General features: G+C 31.4%; 19 protein-coding genes. 8 read left to right on the top strand and 11 right to left on the bottom strand.

Going from position 1 to position 18,971, the window contains the following annotated elements; translation table 11 throughout:
* Positions 1–321 precede the first annotated feature (321 nt).
* Complete coding sequence (locus NBG71_RS01610) at positions 322–1,746, top strand: SMI1/KNR4 family protein (RefSeq protein ID WP_250916483.1); 1,425 nt, start codon at positions 322–324, stop codon at positions 1,744–1,746.
* Positions 1,747–2,360: 614 nt separating this feature from the next.
* Here NBG71_RS01610 and NBG71_RS01605 read toward each other — a convergent pair.
* Positions 2,361–3,185, bottom strand: a complete 825-nt coding sequence (locus tag NBG71_RS01605) for a class I SAM-dependent methyltransferase (protein ID WP_235907977.1) — start codon at positions 3,183–3,185, stop codon at positions 2,361–2,363.
* Positions 3,186–3,638: 453 nt separating this feature from the next.
* Here NBG71_RS01605 and NBG71_RS01600 point away from each other — a divergent pair, with 453 nt between their 5' ends.
* Positions 3,639–3,950, top strand: a complete 312-nt coding sequence (locus NBG71_RS01600) for a YmdA family protein (RefSeq protein ID WP_109419858.1) — start codon at positions 3,639–3,641, stop codon at positions 3,948–3,950.
* Between the two features lie 454 nt (positions 3,951–4,404).
* Here the strand turns inward: NBG71_RS01600 and lpxL are convergent, their stop codons facing one another.
* From lpxL to NBG71_RS01575, 5 genes are all read right to left on the bottom strand, one after another.
* Complete coding sequence (gene lpxL / locus NBG71_RS01595) at positions 4,405–5,334, bottom strand: LpxL/LpxP family Kdo(2)-lipid IV(A) lauroyl/palmitoleoyl acyltransferase (RefSeq protein ID WP_075674312.1); 930 nt, start codon at positions 5,332–5,334, stop codon at positions 4,405–4,407.
* Positions 5,335–5,796: 462 nt separating this feature from the next.
* A complete protein-coding gene (gene cspE / locus NBG71_RS01590; RefSeq protein ID WP_006537332.1) occupies positions 5,797–6,009 on the bottom strand; it encodes a transcription antiterminator/RNA stability regulator CspE in 213 nt (70 codons plus the stop codon).
* A gap of 396 nt (positions 6,010–6,405) precedes the next feature.
* Positions 6,406–7,263: an alpha/beta fold hydrolase gene (locus NBG71_RS01585; protein WP_250916482.1), complete on the bottom strand. Its 858-nt coding sequence runs from the start codon at positions 7,261–7,263 to the stop codon at positions 6,406–6,408.
* Positions 7,264–7,524: 261 nt separating this feature from the next.
* Positions 7,525–8,061, bottom strand: coding sequence for a GNAT family N-acetyltransferase (locus tag NBG71_RS01580; protein WP_075674311.1), 537 nt, complete (start codon positions 8,059–8,061; stop codon positions 7,525–7,527).
* 203 nt (positions 8,062–8,264) lie between these two features.
* Complete coding sequence (locus NBG71_RS01575; protein WP_099659746.1) at positions 8,265–8,597, bottom strand: MliC family protein; 333 nt, start codon at positions 8,595–8,597, stop codon at positions 8,265–8,267.
* Between the two features lie 379 nt (positions 8,598–8,976).
* On the opposite strand from NBG71_RS01575, the gene NBG71_RS01570 reads away from it, so the two are divergent.
* A complete protein-coding gene (locus NBG71_RS01570; protein WP_075674309.1) occupies positions 8,977–9,873 on the top strand; it encodes an AraC family transcriptional regulator in 897 nt (298 codons plus the stop codon).
* 70 nt (positions 9,874–9,943) lie between these two features.
* On the opposite strand, the gene NBG71_RS01565 is transcribed toward NBG71_RS01570, so the two are convergent.
* A complete protein-coding gene (locus NBG71_RS01565) occupies positions 9,944–11,440 on the bottom strand; it encodes a C69 family dipeptidase (RefSeq protein ID WP_075674308.1) in 1,497 nt (498 codons plus the stop codon).
* Positions 11,441–11,889: 449 nt separating this feature from the next.
* On the opposite strand from NBG71_RS01565, the gene NBG71_RS01560 reads away from it, so the two are divergent.
* Positions 11,890–12,822 carry a LysR family transcriptional regulator gene (locus NBG71_RS01560; RefSeq protein ID WP_250916481.1) on the top strand — a complete coding sequence of 311 codons (933 nt, stop codon included), beginning with the start codon at positions 11,890–11,892 and terminating at the stop codon, positions 12,820–12,822.
* 51 nt (positions 12,823–12,873) lie between these two features.
* Here NBG71_RS01560 and NBG71_RS01555 read toward each other — a convergent pair whose 3' ends face one another.
* From NBG71_RS01555 to cbpA, 3 genes are all read right to left on the bottom strand, one after another.
* A complete protein-coding gene (locus tag NBG71_RS01555; RefSeq protein WP_109419862.1) occupies positions 12,874–14,148 on the bottom strand; it encodes an amidohydrolase in 1,275 nt (424 codons plus the stop codon).
* A gap of 281 nt (positions 14,149–14,429) precedes the next feature.
* Complete coding sequence (gene cbpM, locus NBG71_RS01550; protein ID WP_075673157.1) at positions 14,430–14,735, bottom strand: chaperone modulator CbpM; 306 nt, start codon at positions 14,733–14,735, stop codon at positions 14,430–14,432.
* Positions 14,735–15,679, bottom strand: a complete 945-nt coding sequence (gene cbpA / locus NBG71_RS01545; RefSeq protein WP_075673156.1) for a curved DNA-binding protein — start codon at positions 15,677–15,679, stop codon at positions 14,735–14,737. Before cbpA ends, cbpM begins: the two co-directional genes overlap by 1 nt.
* 364 nt (positions 15,680–16,043) lie before the next feature.
* Between cbpA and NBG71_RS01540 the strand changes: the two genes are divergently transcribed.
* Positions 16,044–16,376, top strand: coding sequence for a TehB family protein (locus NBG71_RS01540; protein WP_075673155.1), 333 nt, complete (start codon positions 16,044–16,046; stop codon positions 16,374–16,376).
* Positions 16,377–16,383: 7 nt separating this feature from the next.
* A complete protein-coding gene (locus NBG71_RS01535) occupies positions 16,384–16,722 on the top strand; it encodes a DUF1869 domain-containing protein (protein ID WP_075673154.1) in 339 nt (112 codons plus the stop codon).
* A 68-nt stretch (positions 16,723–16,790) separates the two neighbouring features.
* Here NBG71_RS01535 and NBG71_RS01530 read toward each other — a convergent pair whose 3' ends face one another.
* Positions 16,791–17,663, bottom strand: coding sequence for a LysR family transcriptional regulator (locus tag NBG71_RS01530; RefSeq protein WP_250916480.1), 873 nt, complete (start codon positions 17,661–17,663; stop codon positions 16,791–16,793).
* Between the two features lie 100 nt (positions 17,664–17,763).
* Here NBG71_RS01530 and NBG71_RS01525 point away from each other — a divergent pair, with 100 nt between their 5' ends.
* The gene (locus tag NBG71_RS01525) at positions 17,764–18,216 is read left to right on the top strand and encodes a multidrug/biocide efflux PACE transporter (protein WP_250916479.1); all 453 of its coding nucleotides are present in this window, start codon (positions 17,764–17,766) and stop codon (positions 18,214–18,216) included.
* Positions 18,217–18,382: 166 nt separating this feature from the next.
* Positions 18,383–18,910, top strand: coding sequence for a DUF4303 domain-containing protein (locus NBG71_RS01520; RefSeq protein ID WP_156733218.1), 528 nt, complete (start codon positions 18,383–18,385; stop codon positions 18,908–18,910).
* The last annotated feature ends 61 nt before the right edge of the window (positions 18,911–18,971 follow it).

Raw genomic sequence — 18,971 nt, 5'->3', positions numbered from 1 at the left:
AATGATAATGATTATCTTTTACCTTGTGAATAGTTGAGTATTTTACTTGGTTTTTCACAACGACATTGCTCACATTGCTTCTAGTATTTATTGACCAACTCTCCTAGCGTTGGTCTTTTTTTATCTGCATAAAACCATACGCCACTTAACACTAAATGAAGGATAAGCTTTCATACAAAATGCTATTATCTTATTGAAGCTAAAATAGTTTATAGTAAAAATTAAGTAAGATAATAATATTGTATTTGGTTATCACTGTCTAAAAGGATTATGAAATAACCACTTTATAATTAAACCATACATCGATAGGGATTTTAAATTATGGGTTTTATTTCCTCGATCATTAGAAAAAACAAAGAGCTAACACCAGAGCAGCAATGGGAGCAACTTAATAAAAAGTATGCAGATAATCCTATTGAACGTATCCGTGAGAAATTAGCACTAGTTACTAGTATTGATCATGAATATAAAGAGTTTGGTGCTGATAATCATAAATATCAGCTAAATTCTCCGCTATCAAAAGAGAAAGTTAATCAGCTACAAGCAAAAATAGGATGTGAATTTCCTGAAGATTATATCGCTTTTATAACTCAAATTGGCAACGGCGGCACCGGCTCTTATGGTGGCGCTGGCCCTTACTATGGCCTATATGCTTTTGATGATGCAATCGATAGGAATGGCATACAAAATTGTGCCCTACCTTGCTTACTTAGCCCTAAAATGGATATCGATGAATGGAAAGCATTATGTCATGTACCCGAAGACTGTAGTGATGAAGACTTTGATACTATTTGCGATAGAGTTCATCAAGGTACGCTTTATTTAGGTACTTGTGGTTGCGAATACGATCTATTATTAGTAGTTAATGGAGATTATAAAGGGCATATTTTATATACCTCCGATTGGGTTAATTCAGATACTCCTTACACATTTTCCTATGAAACTTCATTTTCACAATGGTATGAACGTTGGTTAGATGAAGTAATTTTAGGCTATGACACAAGCTGGTTTGGTCATCGAATGGGAGGTAATGAAGAAATGTTACTTCAATTTGCACAAAATAATGAAGATATTACGAAAAAAATTAGTGCAATTAACTCACTAACTAAACTACCTGAATTATCCAACAATAGTTTGGATTTTTTAGGGCAACAACTACAAACTGAAGATATTGAATTATATAAAGTTTCATTAAATGTTTTAGCCACCTATTTTAAAGAACAAGCACTGCCTTATATTCAGCAAGCTTTAGTTGCTCCATTTGATGAAAAAACAGATATCGTTATTCCTATTATTTACTTTAAATATAAAGATCAATATACTCTTTTCAAAGAGAGTCTTCTCCCTATACTTAAAGTAACTAATAACGAAGATACACTGCGTTTTATCGGTTATTCTTTGACCGAATTAAACGCTATTTTAGTTGAAGATTTTCAACCATTCTTTACTCACCCAAATGTAGAAATAATAAGAAGTGCAATTTATGCGGCTTCACATGATATTAATTTAAAAGATAAAATATCAGCGTTTTATGAACTTGCAATCTCTGAGAATGAAGAGATCAGCTTAGGTGCAATTCAGGCATTATCGAGATCAAATTATATCAATAATGAGCTATTGGATTATTTAAAAAAAGCTTGGAAAATGTATCCTGAAGAAAAAAATCCTTATATTCGTAATAATATCTCTTCTTATATCGCAAAACTATCCCCATCAAACAATATGATTGATGTAAAACAATGGTAGTTGATGGATAGACACCCTATCATCTTCTTGCATCTATTCTAATCAGGCAATAACCAATCATTATCATTGCCTGCCTTTCACCTAAAATAGTTATAAATACGTATTTTTGTTGTTTTAAAAACTAAGGTATTTATCAATACTCTCAGCTAAATGTATATAAATTTTATTGTTAAATTAACATGATTATTAATTACATACTCCAACCCAACATCCCCAACAAATTAAAAATCAATTAAAAACAATTAATTACATTATGAAAATATCAAGTAACTATGATTTTTTCAAAAAATACTTTTAATTTCACACTTATTTTTATTATTTTTTTAAAAGTTTGTTACAGATTGATATCTTTTTTTCCCTTACTATTGGTTTTAGTATTTCATCACTGATAGATATTTAATTTTCCCCCGCCTTGTGCGGGGATTTTTTTATCTTAAGAACTCACTTTAATACTAGCAAATAAAATCACTATTTCTTTAAAACTAAACGTTCTCTTGTTTTCTTTTTTCATAGCAAAGACAACATTTGATCTTTTCAAAAAAGTAGAAAAAATACTAATGACATTAAAAATGGCCATTATTTTATGGCCTTATTGTCAATATCCTGTTTGATTTCTATTTATAAGCTTCAAAAGTAATAATTTCTGTTTCGTTATTTGGTTCGCGTAAATATTGATAATCTCCAGAAATTGTTATTTTCTCAAAGCCAATAGATTCAAGGAGTCGTTTAAATTCATACACACCAAACCATTTCAATTTAAACACTTCCCATTCACTTTCAATTATTTTCCCATTTCTCCATTTATCATAACGGTGATGAGATACTGTTAATTGATTAATATAATCTATTTCAGCATTTACTATCTGTAAGGTAATTAAATCTCCTTCCGACGTTTCGAATTGTCGACTAGAACACTGGCCTTTAGTAAAGGTATGCGCCAAACTAATGTCAATTAATAAACGTCCATCTGGATTTAATGCGTTATAACATTGTTGAAGTGACTGTAATGCTTTTGTTTCGCTATCTAACAATAAAAAAGTCCCAGTCGGAATAATTATTGCATCAACAAGAGTCTCAACTTGGAATGTCAACAAATTATCTTTAGTCACTTTATCTTGAGAACATCCATTTCTTCTTAGATTTTCCATACAGAAATAAAGCATCTCATCTGAAAGATCAAATCCTTCTACATTAAATCCAGACTTTAATAAAGGGATCAAAATACGCCCAGTTCCCACAGCGGGTTCTAAGATTTTGCCATTAACATCCTTAAGACGTTCTTGATAATATTCTACGTCACCAAAACTACACCCTATAGGTTTATCTATTTGGTAAACTTGGGCTGATAGCGAATGATAACTCTGCATAAATAGTCTATTCTCTTTTTGTTGTTTATTTTTAATGATAATAAAGTGATAAATTAATATATCAATACTCAACCAGATAAAAACCATCAAATAAAGATATAATTTTTACTTTTATAGTCACTTCGTAGAAATATTTTGACAAATTTTTTTGAACTCTGAAATTACTCATTTTATAAGTTTTCTATTTTAACGACAAAATGTATCACTAAAAAATTAAGCAATTTAACTAATATCAAAAAAAGTTAACTTATTAACAAAAATAATAAAAAACAAGTTTATTTACTATATTTCAAATAGTTAGACAACCTTAAATTAATTTATGCTAATAATAAAGTACTGAAAAAATCACAAAATCATTCATAAATCTTTATCTAGCTGTCATTAACCATCAAGATTTTTTACAGATTGATATATTTTTTTCCTCTAATATTCCTTCCATCAACTCGGTACGAATAGATATTTATTTATCGAACACAATAAATAAATCAAAAGCTAACCAAATAAAGAATATTTGAGGAATATAGAATGAAAAAGAATTTTATTATCGGAACTTGTTTAGCACTTTTATTATCAGCTCCAACTATGGCAAATAACAATAAAGTCATCGGCTCAGGAACAATCACATTTATAGGCTCTATTGTAGAGGGAAATTGTATGACTGAATCAGTAGGAAATACTTTTAAAGCAAATTGCTGGAATGGAATTGAAATGGAAGAAACTTTACATAAAATCGAACCTAATAAAATATTTAATGCTCAATTAGGTGAAAATAAAGGTTCAATGAGTATGAATTGGATCAAAGAAAATGTAGGGATAATGGATATCGTATATAATTAATATAGCACCTTTAAAATCCTATATTTTTAATAAAAATTAATCTCTATTAAATAGAAATAATATTTATTATTAAATAACGAGTATATATTTTCCAAGAATTAGAATTCATTACTATATAAATGGTATTTTCTATTATGGTCATAATATATTAGGCAGATATAGTTTATTTCTATATCTGCTAACTCTGTTTTAACTTATTTATAAAAATTCTTATCTTCTTATCTTCTTATCTTCTTATCTTCTTATCTTCTTATCTTTACTTTATCACCCTTATTCTTATCTTCTAAATCCATACAAATCCTAGGGTTGACAAGCCGGATGATAATGATTATCTTTTACCTTGTGAATAGTTGACTATTTTACTTGGTTTTTCACAACGACATTGCTCACATTGCTTCCAGTATTTACTGTGACCAACACATAATGTGTTGGTCTTTTTTTTATATATTAATCATTAATTATAAAAACTGGCTTCACCTGCCGGCCGAGTTTTAAAACGACGGTGAGCCCATAAATATTGTTCTGGCGCCCGCATAATTTCAGTTTCTATCAGCTTATTCATTCTATCCGTGTCATTTTGAATATCCTCAGAAGGATAATTAACTAATTCTTTACCAATGATTAAGCTGTACTTTTTACCTTTCTGATTTTCATTTCTAACTAAAGTGACAGTTAAAGAAGGTGCTCCTGATAGTTTCGCTAGTATTGCAACCCCTTTTGAGGTTGATGTTTTTTCAACAGAAAAGAAAGGAGAGAATGTTGTTCCTTTTAAACCAAAGTCTTGGTCTGGAGCAAACCAAATTGCTTTTCCTTTTTTTAACTCCATAACCATAAACTTTAGATTACGTCTATCTATCATGCCTTTATCTGAACGGCATCTTGCTTTAGTTTGGATAAACTCCATCGCTTTATTATTATGTGGCCTATACATCGCATTTACAGGGAAACAAAGCCCCATAATACGCCCACCTAATTCTAGTGACATAGAATGTATACCAATGAGTAAAATTCCAGCTTTTTTATCACTTGCATCAGTAAAATTGGAGATCCCCTGTACTTCAAAGAGGTTTTTTAATCGACGATCACTCCAGAACCACGCCATTCCTGTTTCAAATAATGCGACACCTAGTGACGATAAATTATCCATAACAAGCTTGTTAATTTCATTTTCATCTTTATTAGGGAAACATAATTCTAAATTTTTCTTTATGATAGAAACTCTTCTTTTGACAAAGAAACGAGATAACAATCCGAGATGTTTACCTAAAAAAAGCAACCACGAATAAGGTAGCTGTACTAATAAAAAAAGGATAAAAACACCAAACCAAGTTAAGAAATATTTGGGATGTAATAAATGCAATGAAAAAATATTTTTAGCGTACACAAGTTTGTCCTTTAGGAACTAAAAAGCATTTAAGCCACATTGAATTAGACAATAATTATTTAAGATAAGTCATTAAATATTACTTTTATTTTTTATCTTAAATTATTTTTTTATGATTTATCTGATATCTTTTATTCTAATAAAAAATTTTTCTTTCTTTTGATTGAGAAGGTAATAACTTAATGCCTTTATTTAACCATTATAAGGATTTCTTTATTAATTAATGTATTTATCTGTAAATTTTAGTGGTAATTAAGGTAAATACACTTCTAATAATTAAATTAACTCACATCAAATATTTACATAACTTTAATAAAATTATTTTTTACACTTTACTAAATAAACTTTAAAGTTAAATAGACTGGAAATTGATATAAAAAAACCCCACCGAAGTGAGGTTCTTTAAGTCTTACTTGTATTGATATTGCATCAGCAATATACACAGTAATAAAACTCAATATATTACAGAGCGATTACGTTCGCTGCTGCTGGACCTTTAGCGCCATTTTCGATAGAAAATGAAACTTCTTGGCCTTCTTTCAGAGATTTAAAGCTGTCGCTTTGGATCGCTGAAAAGTGTACGAATACGTCTTTGCTACCATCTTTAGGAGTGATAAAGCCAAAACCTTTATCATCGTTAAACCATTTTACTGTACCAGTCATTGTATTAGACATAAGATTTCCTTTAATTAATTAGTTTGCCATAAGGCACTGTTTTCGGTTTGATTTCGGATTTTTACTTATGGTCACTATTTGAAGGAATTCGCAACGAAGAGGTATCAGGGATAACGCTAAACGGTGAACTACTTAAAACTGCACTAACATAAATAGGTCTGTACTTCCAAACCAGTGGCGCTATTAAGTCATATAATTCATTTTATAGCAAATTATTTTCATCTTTATTTTAAAAATAACTTTTTACACATTAAATTAGAAAATAATTATAAGATAAAAACAATTATCTATTTCAGCTATCTCTTTATTTTAATTTAAGAATATGAATAAAAAAGTAGATACTGTTATTTTTTAAGATAACTTGTATCTACTTTATCATTAACGTACTACATCATCTTAATCAGCAAGTTCTAATAAAATTTCTTCTGTTTTTGTCCATAGAAGTGCTCCTCCTTCTTCTGGCCATAAATGACGCTCTGCATTAGGAAAACGTTCAAATAATAATTCGCAAAAATCAGGAGAATGAACTGTGCTGGTATCCTTCATTCCATACCATAAAGTTGTTGGTGTCTTTATTTCTTCAGGTGAGAATCCCCAAGGTTGCATCACAATCAGCAAATCCTGAGTGTATCCATCATTACCTTGTTTAAAGGCTTCCGCCATACATTCTTGATAAACAGAGAGAAAATCAGCTGAGTTATAAATAGCCAAATCGACATCAGCACTGTAATTTAGAATAAAATCCATTAACCATTTAGCTGTTATATTTTGCTTAATCCAACTGGTTAACAGATCTGGTGTTCCAACAGCTTGACGTTGCATATTGATAACATCTTCTGTTAGCTTTTTTTGTGTATCAGGATAATCAAATTGATCTTGTCCTGCGACAATCAGTAATTTATCAACATGACAATAAACACAAAGCGCCATCGCAAAAACAGCACCTTGTGAAAACCCCATAACATTAATATTTTTGATACTAAGATGATCTAATAAAAATAAAATATCTTCAGAAAAAGATTTTAACGATTTTTTAGGATCAAAAGTAGAATCACCTAATCCAGGACGAGTTGGCGCAATCAGTCGAATATTAAGTCTATTTAAGAGGTCAATGTCTACACCTAATAAACCGCTCATACCTGCACCAGTACAAAATAATACTGGCTTACCTTGCTCTGGACCAGATTCATACCACGTTAAAATTCTATTATCTGGTAATGACACATTACATTTTCTTGAGTTTTTAATTTTCATTAGATTTTGTCTTTTATTAATTTTTGATAACACATTACCTGCCATATTGGATAGCAATGCCTATTTTAAATTTCTACTTTTAAAAATTAATGTTGAGACTAGCTAAGGGTAAGACTTCATATAAACTCGCAATAAATTTTGTTTCGTTGCAGATAAATGGATAAACCGAAATTTATTTTTTGTTTTTTGAAAAACAAAAAATAGTAAATTTTATACTACTCTCTATGAGTATAATCAAATTAGCTGTAATAAGTAAGGGCTCTACCATTGATCGCCACTACGATAATCACAATATAACGATGAAGTTAAATCAATTTCATTTATGGTACTCAATGCCATAATTCCTTCATCATCACCCTCTGTTTGTTTGTAAACACCCTGGTTTAATTCAAAGAGCTTACCTTCCCATTTATGCCATCCTAACAGAGAATATAACTGCACACCTTTCTCAGAAGCAGAGAGTAGTCCAAGTTGATAACAAGACTTGATAATATCATTTGTTTGAGTCATTAATTCTTTACCTATTCCCTGTCGGCGATAGTCCTTTAAAACAGCCATTGCCTCAACATATCCTACCGATATAGGGTTATTATCAATCGCCATATTTCTTTGAACAATAGCAACATGTCCTACCATTTTTTCTTGATAATAAGCAAAAACATGCATACCACCTAATGCATGTTGAAAGTCATCTAATGAAAAACCATCACCAAAACTTTCTATTAACAAGGAATATAGTATTTCTTTCTCTATTTTGGATAAGTGACAAGTATGTTTGGATGCATATTCAATAATCATAAAAAAACCATTTAGCAATCACAATAAGACTATTTTTATAACTGATTTGTTTTTTTATAACCAACTTATTTGTGTGATAAAAAATGCATTATCATTTTTCTATACTTATTGTTTTTTATTTTTAACTATTATATTTACTTAATCTTTTTCTTAATAAAAAAGGACAATAAATTGTCCTTTTTTATTTATAACTGGTTTCTACGTTATTTTACTAATATGCAGGTACGACCTTTATCTTCAGCAACTCGCCCATTAACTGCATCATCTTCTGAAATGGTTGCTAAATTAAATTCATTTTTTCCTTTACCCCAAATTTGGAAGTTTTCACCAACATAACGAGCACCACTGGCCGCAACAGCTTCTTTTAAAACAATAATTTCATCGCTGTAATACATAACAGCTAGCTGTTCATTGGGGAAAGAAACTCTGATTTTTTGGCCTTCACAGTTATAAGTATCCGTTTTAGCTGCCAAAGCAGGAGCTGTTATTAATGAAGAAACTAAAGCAATAGCAGAAATAGAAAGTAACTTATTCATTTACATCTCCTAAAATAACCAAGTAAGGTTTTACTAATAAATTTAGACTAGACTTTATCTTTTAAAGATAAAATAGGATATCTCCGCATTTTATTAAAATTAAAAAATATATGAATATTTTAATTTAAGATTAATTTTAATAAAAAATAATCAATCATTGATGATTGAGTTAAAATACAATTTTTGAATTAATGTTAATTTTAATTCAAATAAATTAAAATACATAACTTTACATTACTTCCCGCCTATTTTACTTTATTCAATGCAACTATCGCTATACGATATGCTATTATCCTAACACCTATAAATTTATTGTAGTTCAATAAATTAAGTCGATCTTGTTGAAAAATATCGATAGAAAAAAATAATAGGAATATTCATGCTTCAAGAGAATGTCGTCAAAGATATCATTGTATGGATCGAGCAAAATCTTGATTCACGTTTATCATTAGATATCGTTGCTGAAAAATCTGGCTATACAAAATGGCATTTTCAGCGCTTATTTAAAGCATATACAGGAATATCTTTAGGAAAATACATACTCGCCCGCCGTTTATCTTGTGGTGCTTATGCCTTACGTATAACACGCTGCAGTCTGCTAGATATTTCATTGAAATACCGATTTGACTCTCAACAAACATTTTGTCGCGCATTCAAAAAACAATTTAATATCACCCCTTCCGAGTATAGAAAAAAACCTGGTTGGGATATTAGCGAACTTATTTTCCCAGCACTAGAAACTGTTGAGCTAAAAGCTAAATATGAAGTCGTTACCTTTCCGCCTCTAAAATTAGTTGGCATGTCACACCATTATAACAAACCTATTTCAACGTGGAATTCAGACAAAAAAAGGTTCAGAAGAGAATTTTGGCTTAAATTCCTGAAAGATGTAAATACTATACCGACCGAGTTATATGCAATGCACAGAGCATCTGCAAGTACATTAGATGACACAATGTATATTTATAGCACTGCTGTTGATAAGAAAAAGCTATCAACAATATCTAATACCTCAGCAATGTCACAATTAGAATTACCTAGTGGTAATTACTTGAAAATTACTTTTTTCATTGATGAAATTTTAGACTCAATAACAGGTTATGATGACATTATTTATACTGTGTATACCAAAGTTTTACCAAAAATGAATTTATTACGTAGGCCTGGCCCTGATATTGAACGATATACACTAAAAGAGTCAGTGAGTTACGATAAACTACTTGATAAAAGTGGACCTTATTTGAAAGAAATTAGCTATTACATTCCTGTCATTTAATCGTTTATTATTGAAAAGATCCCAAATCGGGATCTTTTATTTAATCTGTATTTAGAACGATATTTCTCTATCAGTCTTTTTTAGACTTGTTAGCAAAGAAAATATCGTCTTGGATATCTTTTGTTCTTATTGTAAACAATTCATTCATTAAACTTTCAGTTAATCTTTCAGCATCAGCCATGACTCGTAGATTAAATTCATTAAGCATTTTATCTGCGCCAGTTTTATCTGTTTCCACCATAGTGAGATATTTAGCTTCCATTTCTTTTTGCTCTAATGCAGTTTTTGCTTCCCACTCTTGATAAGCTTTTTTCACTATTGGTGCGAGTTTTGGATAATCTGTCATTACTAATGTTTGTAACTTACGATATTTCCAGTAAATAGAATCACTATCCGCTTGATTGTTTCCTATTCCATAATGTTGCGGATAAGCTTTCAACCCACTGTAATACGGAACAAATGCAGTTAAATCCGCCATGCCTAAACCAACATAGGTCACTTCACCTATTTCCTGAGGAAGCTCAGGGCGAACTTGCATAACATGCGCTTCATAAGTTCTGAATACACTGATTGGACGCCAAGATTCTTCACCATTTAATCCATTAGTATATGGGTCGTGCTCTGTTCCTTCAAAGTGATTACGTAACATCGCTTTAGCTTCTTCAACAGATACTTTTTTTTCTGGTGTTAATAAAGGCGCGAAATTACGACCATCATCCACAGCTTGTTTTAATGATGGATTAAATTGTTGCTGAATAACCCACACACGCGGATCATTATAAGTACGATCTCGTTCATCATCTCGTGTGTAAGCTTTTGAGAAATTAAACGCCCCTTCTTTTTCAGGATTATATAGCCCTTTCTCAACAGCAAATTCCACTAGATTTTTAGAGCCTAAAACATCATCACTGTTAATATCGTAGTGTTGTAATCGGCCTTGGTTTCCTGTCGCAAAGTACTTATCTTTAGGTAATTTTTGTGCAATCCAATGATGTCCTGTTCCTGTTTCTAAATACCAAAGCTCATTTTTATCAACAACAGCAACACCAAATCCCTCACCTGCACCTTGTTTTTCAATAATACTTCCTAATAATTCCACCGCTTCACGAGCTGTTTTTGCTCTTGAAAGTAAGACATCTGGAATATCATCTTCAGTTATTCCAGTCTCTTCAACATAGGGATCAAAAGAGAGCGCTTTAGGTGAAGCAAAAATAGATTCTGTACCACTAACCCCCACACCCAGTTCATTAAATCCTGTTGCACCATGGAGTTGTGTTTTCCAATTCGGTACAGTGGTATAACGTAATGAATTCTTAGGTAATGGATAAGTGAAATTATTAGCACCATTATGCTCTTTGGTGCTGTAAATACCCATTTGATTCGTTTTAGCCGGATGAATAACAAAATGTTGTGCTTTTAATGCATCGCTATCTGCGCTACGAGCAATAATCAACGAACCATCATTTGTCGCTTCGCTTCCCGCTAACAACGTTGTACAGGCTAAAGCAGAAGAAACTAATGCAATATTAACGGATAAAGCAATAATACCTTTTTTGAATAAAAACATAAAACTCCCCCATTTGCTTGTTATTTATAATTTATATATCAATTAAGTATCTTTTTAGAATCAAAATAAAAAACTAGATAGCTAATTTTATGCGAAATATTAACAATGAAAATGTGTAGGTTTCCGTGATTTACATCTCAATGATTATTATATTTTGAAATAAAAAATTAATTAAACACATCATATTAATATCAATAAGATTTATAAAAAGATCTATTAAAATAAAAATAAAAACAAAATATTTGTTATTATTTTTTTAGAGATGTAATTTAACTAACGCTTATTTATAACAAAGCTCTTTATTATTAAATTTAATGACAACACATTAACTCTGATGATAATTTGTGTTAATAAAGAAATTAACTTTTCTTTCATAACTATTGTTTAACAATCAATTCATTAACGGTATAATCGTACATAAGATAAACTGACTAAAACAAAAAAATACAATGGCAATTAATATAAAAAGAACTTCTTGGTCAGGGGGATGGGCAACTTTACGTGACCTTGAAATTATACAAACCGTTATCGATCAGGGAAGTGTTACTAATGCAGCAGAACAGCTGGGTATTTCTCAACCAGCAGTAAGCCAGACATTAAACCAGATCGAAAAACGTTGTGGTAAAAAGTTATTCACTCGTGAAAATAATAAACTAATCCCAAACTCTGATGCCTTATTGCTTTATGAAGAGATCGCCAATATCGCTGAATCTTTCAGTCGATTGAGCCATTTTCACCATCAAGAAAAAAAACGAAGTCTGCGAATTCTAGTTCCACCGACATTAGCCTATGGTTTTATCAATCAAGCCACTGCTCTGTTTATCAAAAAATATCAAATTAATGTCCATTTAGAAATATCTAGAAGTGAGCAGCTACTTTCTTTAATAGCAAAAGAGCAAGCGGATATTGTCATTACTGATAATATGACCATTAATAGCAATTATAATTTGACTCAAACTCCGATAAGAGAAACTCGAATTATTTGTGCAATCCCTAAAACACATGAATTATCTACAAAAAATACCATCACACCTGATGACTTACATGAACAGTCTTTTATTGCTTTAGTTAAAAGTAATATTGGGCGCACAGTTATTGATCGAGCGCTCAATAAATCAAAATCTAAGCCTAACATTATTGCTGAAGTTTCTGATCAAGATACAGCTATGACATTTGTAAAAAATAGCTTAGGGATCAGTTTAATTAATTCATTTCCTACTATTGAAACAGAAGATATTGTTTATAGAGAATTTACACCGACGATTATGAGTAATATTTGTTTTTTTACATCGAAAAAAACAGAACATGAAGCACAACTTTATATTGAATTTATTAAAGAACATCAACCTGATGCCTCTTTATTTTCGATCCCAATTAAATAATTATTAAGGTCTCATTCTATACAATATCGACAAATAGAAGAGACCTTTCTCTTATTTATGCATCTCAAGAAGAGAGAGAATACCTTCAGTAAAAAGTGTTAACCCGATGGAAAGCGCCTCTTCATCGATATCAAATTTTTCTTTATGATGTCCATCACTCTGATCTGCGCCTACTAAGAAGAATATCGCTTTTCCTTTTTTCTCTTGTACCCTTCTTACCATTAATGAGACATCCTCACTTCCTCCTAAAGGTAATACGATATTTAATAAATTTGGATGCGTATCAACAACGCCTTGCATGATATCTATCATTTCTCGATCATTTCTGAAATTTGTCGCTTCGCCCGTAATATCTATTTTTGTTTCTAATTGGTAAGTAGTTGCAATACCATCAACAGATTTTTTTATACTATTAAATAAGTATTGTGTTATTTCAGCATTTTGCCCACGAACTTCTAGTTGCATTTTCGCAGAGCTAGGAATAAGGCTACGATTTTCACCTGCAATTAAGGTTCCAATATTTACTCTCGTCATACCTTTGCCATGCCTTGGTATTGCTAATATCTCATTAGCTAAGAAGCATGCTCCTGCTAATGCATTATTTCCTTTTTCTGGTTCATCAATAGCATTGGTAGATCTTCCTTTTAAAAAAATATCTAATTTAGTGGTACAAAGAAAATCAAAAGGATCGAGTGCGATTTCACCTTTTTTCAAATTACATCCAATATGCATCCCCATAAAATAATCAGTATCATCTAATACTCCACTGTCGCTTATTGCTCTTGCACCTCTCACTCCTTCTTCTGCGGGTTGGAATATCAATTTATATTTCCCACGTAAAGCGTGAATGTTTTGTTTTAACCAATGAGCAAGACCAAGCCCTATTGCAGTGTGCCCATCATGACCACAAGCATGCATTAATCCAGAACGGCACGAAGCAAATCCTTGTTTATTAGGCAGATGAGTATCGTCATTTGACTCTTGAACATAAACACAATCAATATCGAAACGAAACGTAAATGTCGGGCCAGGAATTTCTGTATCAATAATAGCCATACACCCTGTTAAACCATCCATTTCAGCCAATAACTCAGTACTGATCCCTTTTTCTTCGGCTATTTTTATGGCCTCTCTAACTAATTTTTCATCTCGACCTAAAATACTTTCTCGGCAAATAATATGAGGTCCCGCTTTGACATCAATATTCATCTCTCGCAATACGCTGATTATCGTGCCTGTCGTCACAAATTCAGTCCAGCCAATTTCTGGAAACTGGTGAAACATTCTACGCCATTCTATTAATTTATTGATTTGGATAGATTTCATTATTTTTCCCTTACAAAAATAAACCTATTATAAAAAATAAAGACAATAAGATAAGTATTTTGTTATGAGAATCATAATTCATGGGTTATTTTATGAATATGATCTAGGTACCATTTTTCTTAGTTTTAAAGAAAATTGTCTAATCGTAGAAATCAAAAGGAATAATAAGAAATAACTTTTATAATCAATCAATAAGGAATTAAAAAACAAGTAAAAATAAAATTTAAACAAAAAAATAGCCACTAAAGTGTTTACTCTTTTAGTAGCTATTTGATTAATGATTATTCATTTATAAATCGCATTAACTGCTGACGTAATTGCTTATTCTCTTGTTTTAGCTGTTCATTTTCATCTAATAAAGTCAGTGCTATAGCGATGCCGTGCCAATCTAATGCGAGCTCTTTATGAAGCTTTAATGCACGATGTGTCACCACGATAGCATTATCATCGAAAAACCACTCTTGAGTTTCAATTTCTAACGGCTCAATAACGCCAAGAGCGACAAATTCTTTGAGTTCATCATTTGATATTCCAGTATGATGACAAAACTCAGTAACAGTAAATACGGTTGTTGTTAAGTGACCCATTATTTATTCTCCCAGTCTTTACGTGGATTATAATCGGTCTGACTATCTGCAATTTGTTGCCATAATTCGCGTGTCTTTTCATCGGATTTAGGTGGCATAACAATTTTTAAAATTGCATATAAATCACCGCTAGCCTGTTTACTAACTAACCCTTTTCCTTTAATACGTAGTTTTTGTCCTGCCTGACTTCCCGCCGGAATAGTTAACAAGATTTTTTCTTTTATTGTAGGTATAGGAATTTTTGCACCTAATGCAGCTTCCCAAGGTGCAACTGGAACAACTATTTCTAAATCATGACCCTTAATATCAAATAGAGGATGAGGCGCAATACGAATTGTTAGCCATAAATCACCATTCTCTCCACCATTTTCACCTAGTGTTCCTTGACCTTTTAAACGAATACGTTGCCCATCAATAACTCCGGCTGGAATTTTAACATTCAAAGTTTTAGGGATCTCTTTTTCCAAAATTCCAAAAACATTATAAACAGGTAAGTGATAACTAATCGTACGCTTATGTTCTTCCTGCGATTCTTCTAGAAAAACGGCTAATTCTATCTCTAAATCATGTCCACGCTGTTTAGGTGCTTGTTGAGTTCGACGACCTTCAAATGGAGAGTGTTGACCAAAAAATGAAGCATAAAAATCATCAAAATCTTCTTGGCTAAAGCTTTGTTGATTTTTTGTATTCGAATGTTGTTGTGTAAATTGCTTAAACTTAGGATCGTTACGATGAGCCCAAAGCTCATCATACTCAGCTCTTCGTTGTTCATCGCCTAATATTTCCCAGGCTTGAGCAATTTCTTTAAAACGCTCTTCAGCATTTGGCTCTTTACTTACATCGGGATGATATTTTTTCGCTAAACGGCGATAAGCTGTTTTAATCGTTTTAGTATCATCAGTGGGTTTGACACCCATTATGGTGTAGTAATCCTTTAATTCCATAGTGACATCTCAATTATGTTAAATAATGAATTAAATATTAATACCCTAGACTTGGTTAATTATAGAACAAACAAATTATGTTGATGAGTAAAAACTCTATAGTAACACCAACCAAACGCCTAAAAAACGACCGCAATTAAAAAATAATTTAATTTTTAAAAAATAATTTAATCAAAGAAAACATGATATTAGTTAATCTAGCACTATATTATTATTTTTTTCTTTAAAATTGCATTTGAAATACCTTATTGAAAGAGGTAGATTTTATTCAACAGCACAATAGTTTATTGCATTATTAACGATAAATTTTCTTCTTAAATAATAAGAAAATAAAAAATGAGACACTCATTTTTAGAGAGGTAAAATGGAACGAATTATAATTCCCACTCACTATATTCATGTGCGATCAACGCCACTTTGGACTAAAGACACTGCGCCTAAATCTATTTGGGAAAGACATTTAGATAAAGGAACTCGCCAAGGGGTTTACCCAAAGCTATCTGTGATGCAAGGAGTAATTGTTTATTACGCATATACAGATGAATTTAGCCCAGAGCCTACAGAAACGTTAGTGATCCATGCCGGTGAGTTTGGTGTATTTCCACCAGAGACATGGCACAAAATAGAAGCTCGAACTGAAGATACTGTTTTTAATGTCGATTTTTATGTCGATCCTAAAATACTTGCCGAAGGTTAATAATAATATGGAAAATGAAAATAAAGGCTATTTATTAGAATTAATTAATGCCAATGGCCAAGAAAAATCTCAAAAAATATTTCTAAATCCTAAAATTTTATATATTCCAGAAATTGCTAATAAAGAAGTTTTACTTCTAGTTAATGAGCTAAAAAATAAGGTAAATATTGACTCACAAGAACTTACCTTAGTATTAACAAACAAAAATAACGGTGTTTCTGTTGATAAAAATAGCTTTTTAGCTGATTTATTAGATGCTGATATGTCCAGTTTAATGGTGAAAGATCTTATCAATATTGTACGTGGTTATGATATGGATGAAGAAACCAATGTTTGTGGTTGGTGATCTAGCGTAGTGAAAGGAATATATCACCTTTACTATATCTATTGATAATGAAGGTGATTGATTAATACTTAGAGAGTAAATTGAAGATCATTTTTTAATAGCCTATCTATCATCCAATACCCTGCTTTTCCTGGTGGCTTGCTTCTTGACCACACTAAATCAATGTCTATTTTCTTGGGAAATTGGTCATAATCGAGGCTGACTAACAAATCATGTCCAAATTGCTCAACTAACCATGTGGGTAATATTGCCCATCCCATTTCTTGCTCTGCCATTTCAAGTAATAATAAATAGTTAGGTGCTAGCCAGTTTTTCTCACTATTAATGGTAAATTGGGCACTACTGCTTAGTTTTAATTGACGATGCATTGTTAAATGTTGATAGTTGATTTTCTTTTCTCTTACAAGTGGGTGCGTTTTATGTGCATATAGTCCCAACTTACCACTTACAGGCAAACGAGCGAAAGCAATATCAGCAGGATATTCTACTCGTGATTCCATCATACCAATATGCGCCTGATTATTTTGTAGCATATTAATCACATCATCATTCTCTGCAACAAGAAACTCAAATTCAAGATGTGGGAATTCTTTATCTAGAATTTTCAAAAGTTGCTCTGAATAAGGTGGTTGATACATATCAGAGAATACACAACTTAAACGAGGCTCCATTTCAGGCGATAGTTCTATTCTTAATGCCTGTAATCGTTCATCAGCCGATAATATATCTTCAACCAAGCTTAACACTTTTTGTCCTGCAAAAGTCAGTGTTGACTCTCGCCCTTTACGCTCAAATAGTTCAAATCCCATGTCATCTTCGAATCCGGCGATAGTACTACTGACCGTAGATTGGCTTTTATTTAATTTTCGTGCTGCTGCAGAAAATGATTTTAACGAAGCTACTTCAATGAATGTACGCAAAGTTTCTATAGAATAGTTCATTATGGTATCGGTTTTTTCGATGGCTCTTATTTTGTATATATACAAAATATCACCAATAATTGCACTCGTTTTTTGCTAAATAATTAATTTGAGGTGGGATATGAGCCAATATCAAAAAACATTTACTGAGCGCGTTTTTCACGCTGTTTCATTTGAAGTGATAGCCATCGCAATAACAGCGCCACTTAGTGCATGGGTTTTGGGTCGCACAATTTTTCAAATGGGAACTGTTGCTATTGTTTTATCAACATTAGCTATGTTATTGAACTTATTTTATAACATGATTTTTGACCGCTATTGGCCTTTAATCAAAGGCCTAAGGCCAACGAAAATACGAGTCATGCACGCCATTGGCTTTGAATTAAGTTTTGTGATCATTGGGTTACCAATATTGGCATTTTTATTAAATATGTCACTGTGGAATGCATTCTTATTAGAAGTTGGCTTCTTTGCCTTTTTCCTTTTCTATACCTATGCATTTAATCTTAGTTACGATAAATTACGTGAAAATTGGTTTAATCGTAAAGAAAAACGGGTAATTGCACGTCAATAATTACACAAAAACACCTTTTGAACTATCATTAGGTGTTTTATCACTAATCAAAAGTAGGAACTCATTATTTTATATCATTAAGTTATAATATTAATATACTATTCTAATTATCTTCATGCAGAGCAATTATTATGATTGTCGCTGTATCTAACTGGATTATGATTCAATGATGATATTAAATGATGAAATAATTAAAAATATAAAAAATGATATTGTCTCTTTTGCAATAACAGAAACAGAGAAATTTTTAACAGAAAAAAGTGGCGAAGTCTTTTACGCCTTTGCGTTCGATTTAAATGCCGCATATGGAGAAGTAAATCTTTGCTTTAACACTGAAGAATATTTTCAAAAAACATTAAAACACTATCAAAATCAATCTGATAGTCACATTTATCATTCAAATGAAGAGATAAAAAGCTTAAAATACAATACAGGTGATTGGGAATACCAATGCTTTAGTACTATTTATCCTATCGATGAAACATACTTAGAACAACTTTATCATACGTCTTATGAAGACGGCTCTTACTCTCACGTTTTAACAAAAATTATTTACATATTTTCAGAATGTCTAACCCTGTTTAAGCAAACAGAGACTTACAAAAAAATCCCAAAAACTGAGGATTTTATTGCTTTTACAATTGATCATGATGAAGATGTTGAAGATGCTTTAATGCGTATTGGAAAATATTAATAAAACTGTATAGAACGATAAATATCGTAGATGTTCAAAAATAAAGCGATAACCGAACGGT

This window comes from Proteus sp. FZP2095, from assembly GCF_023701425.1.
Lineage (GTDB): Bacteria > Pseudomonadota > Gammaproteobacteria > Enterobacterales > Enterobacteriaceae > Proteus > Proteus cibarius.
This window is presented reverse-complemented; position numbering and strand designations above follow the sequence as displayed.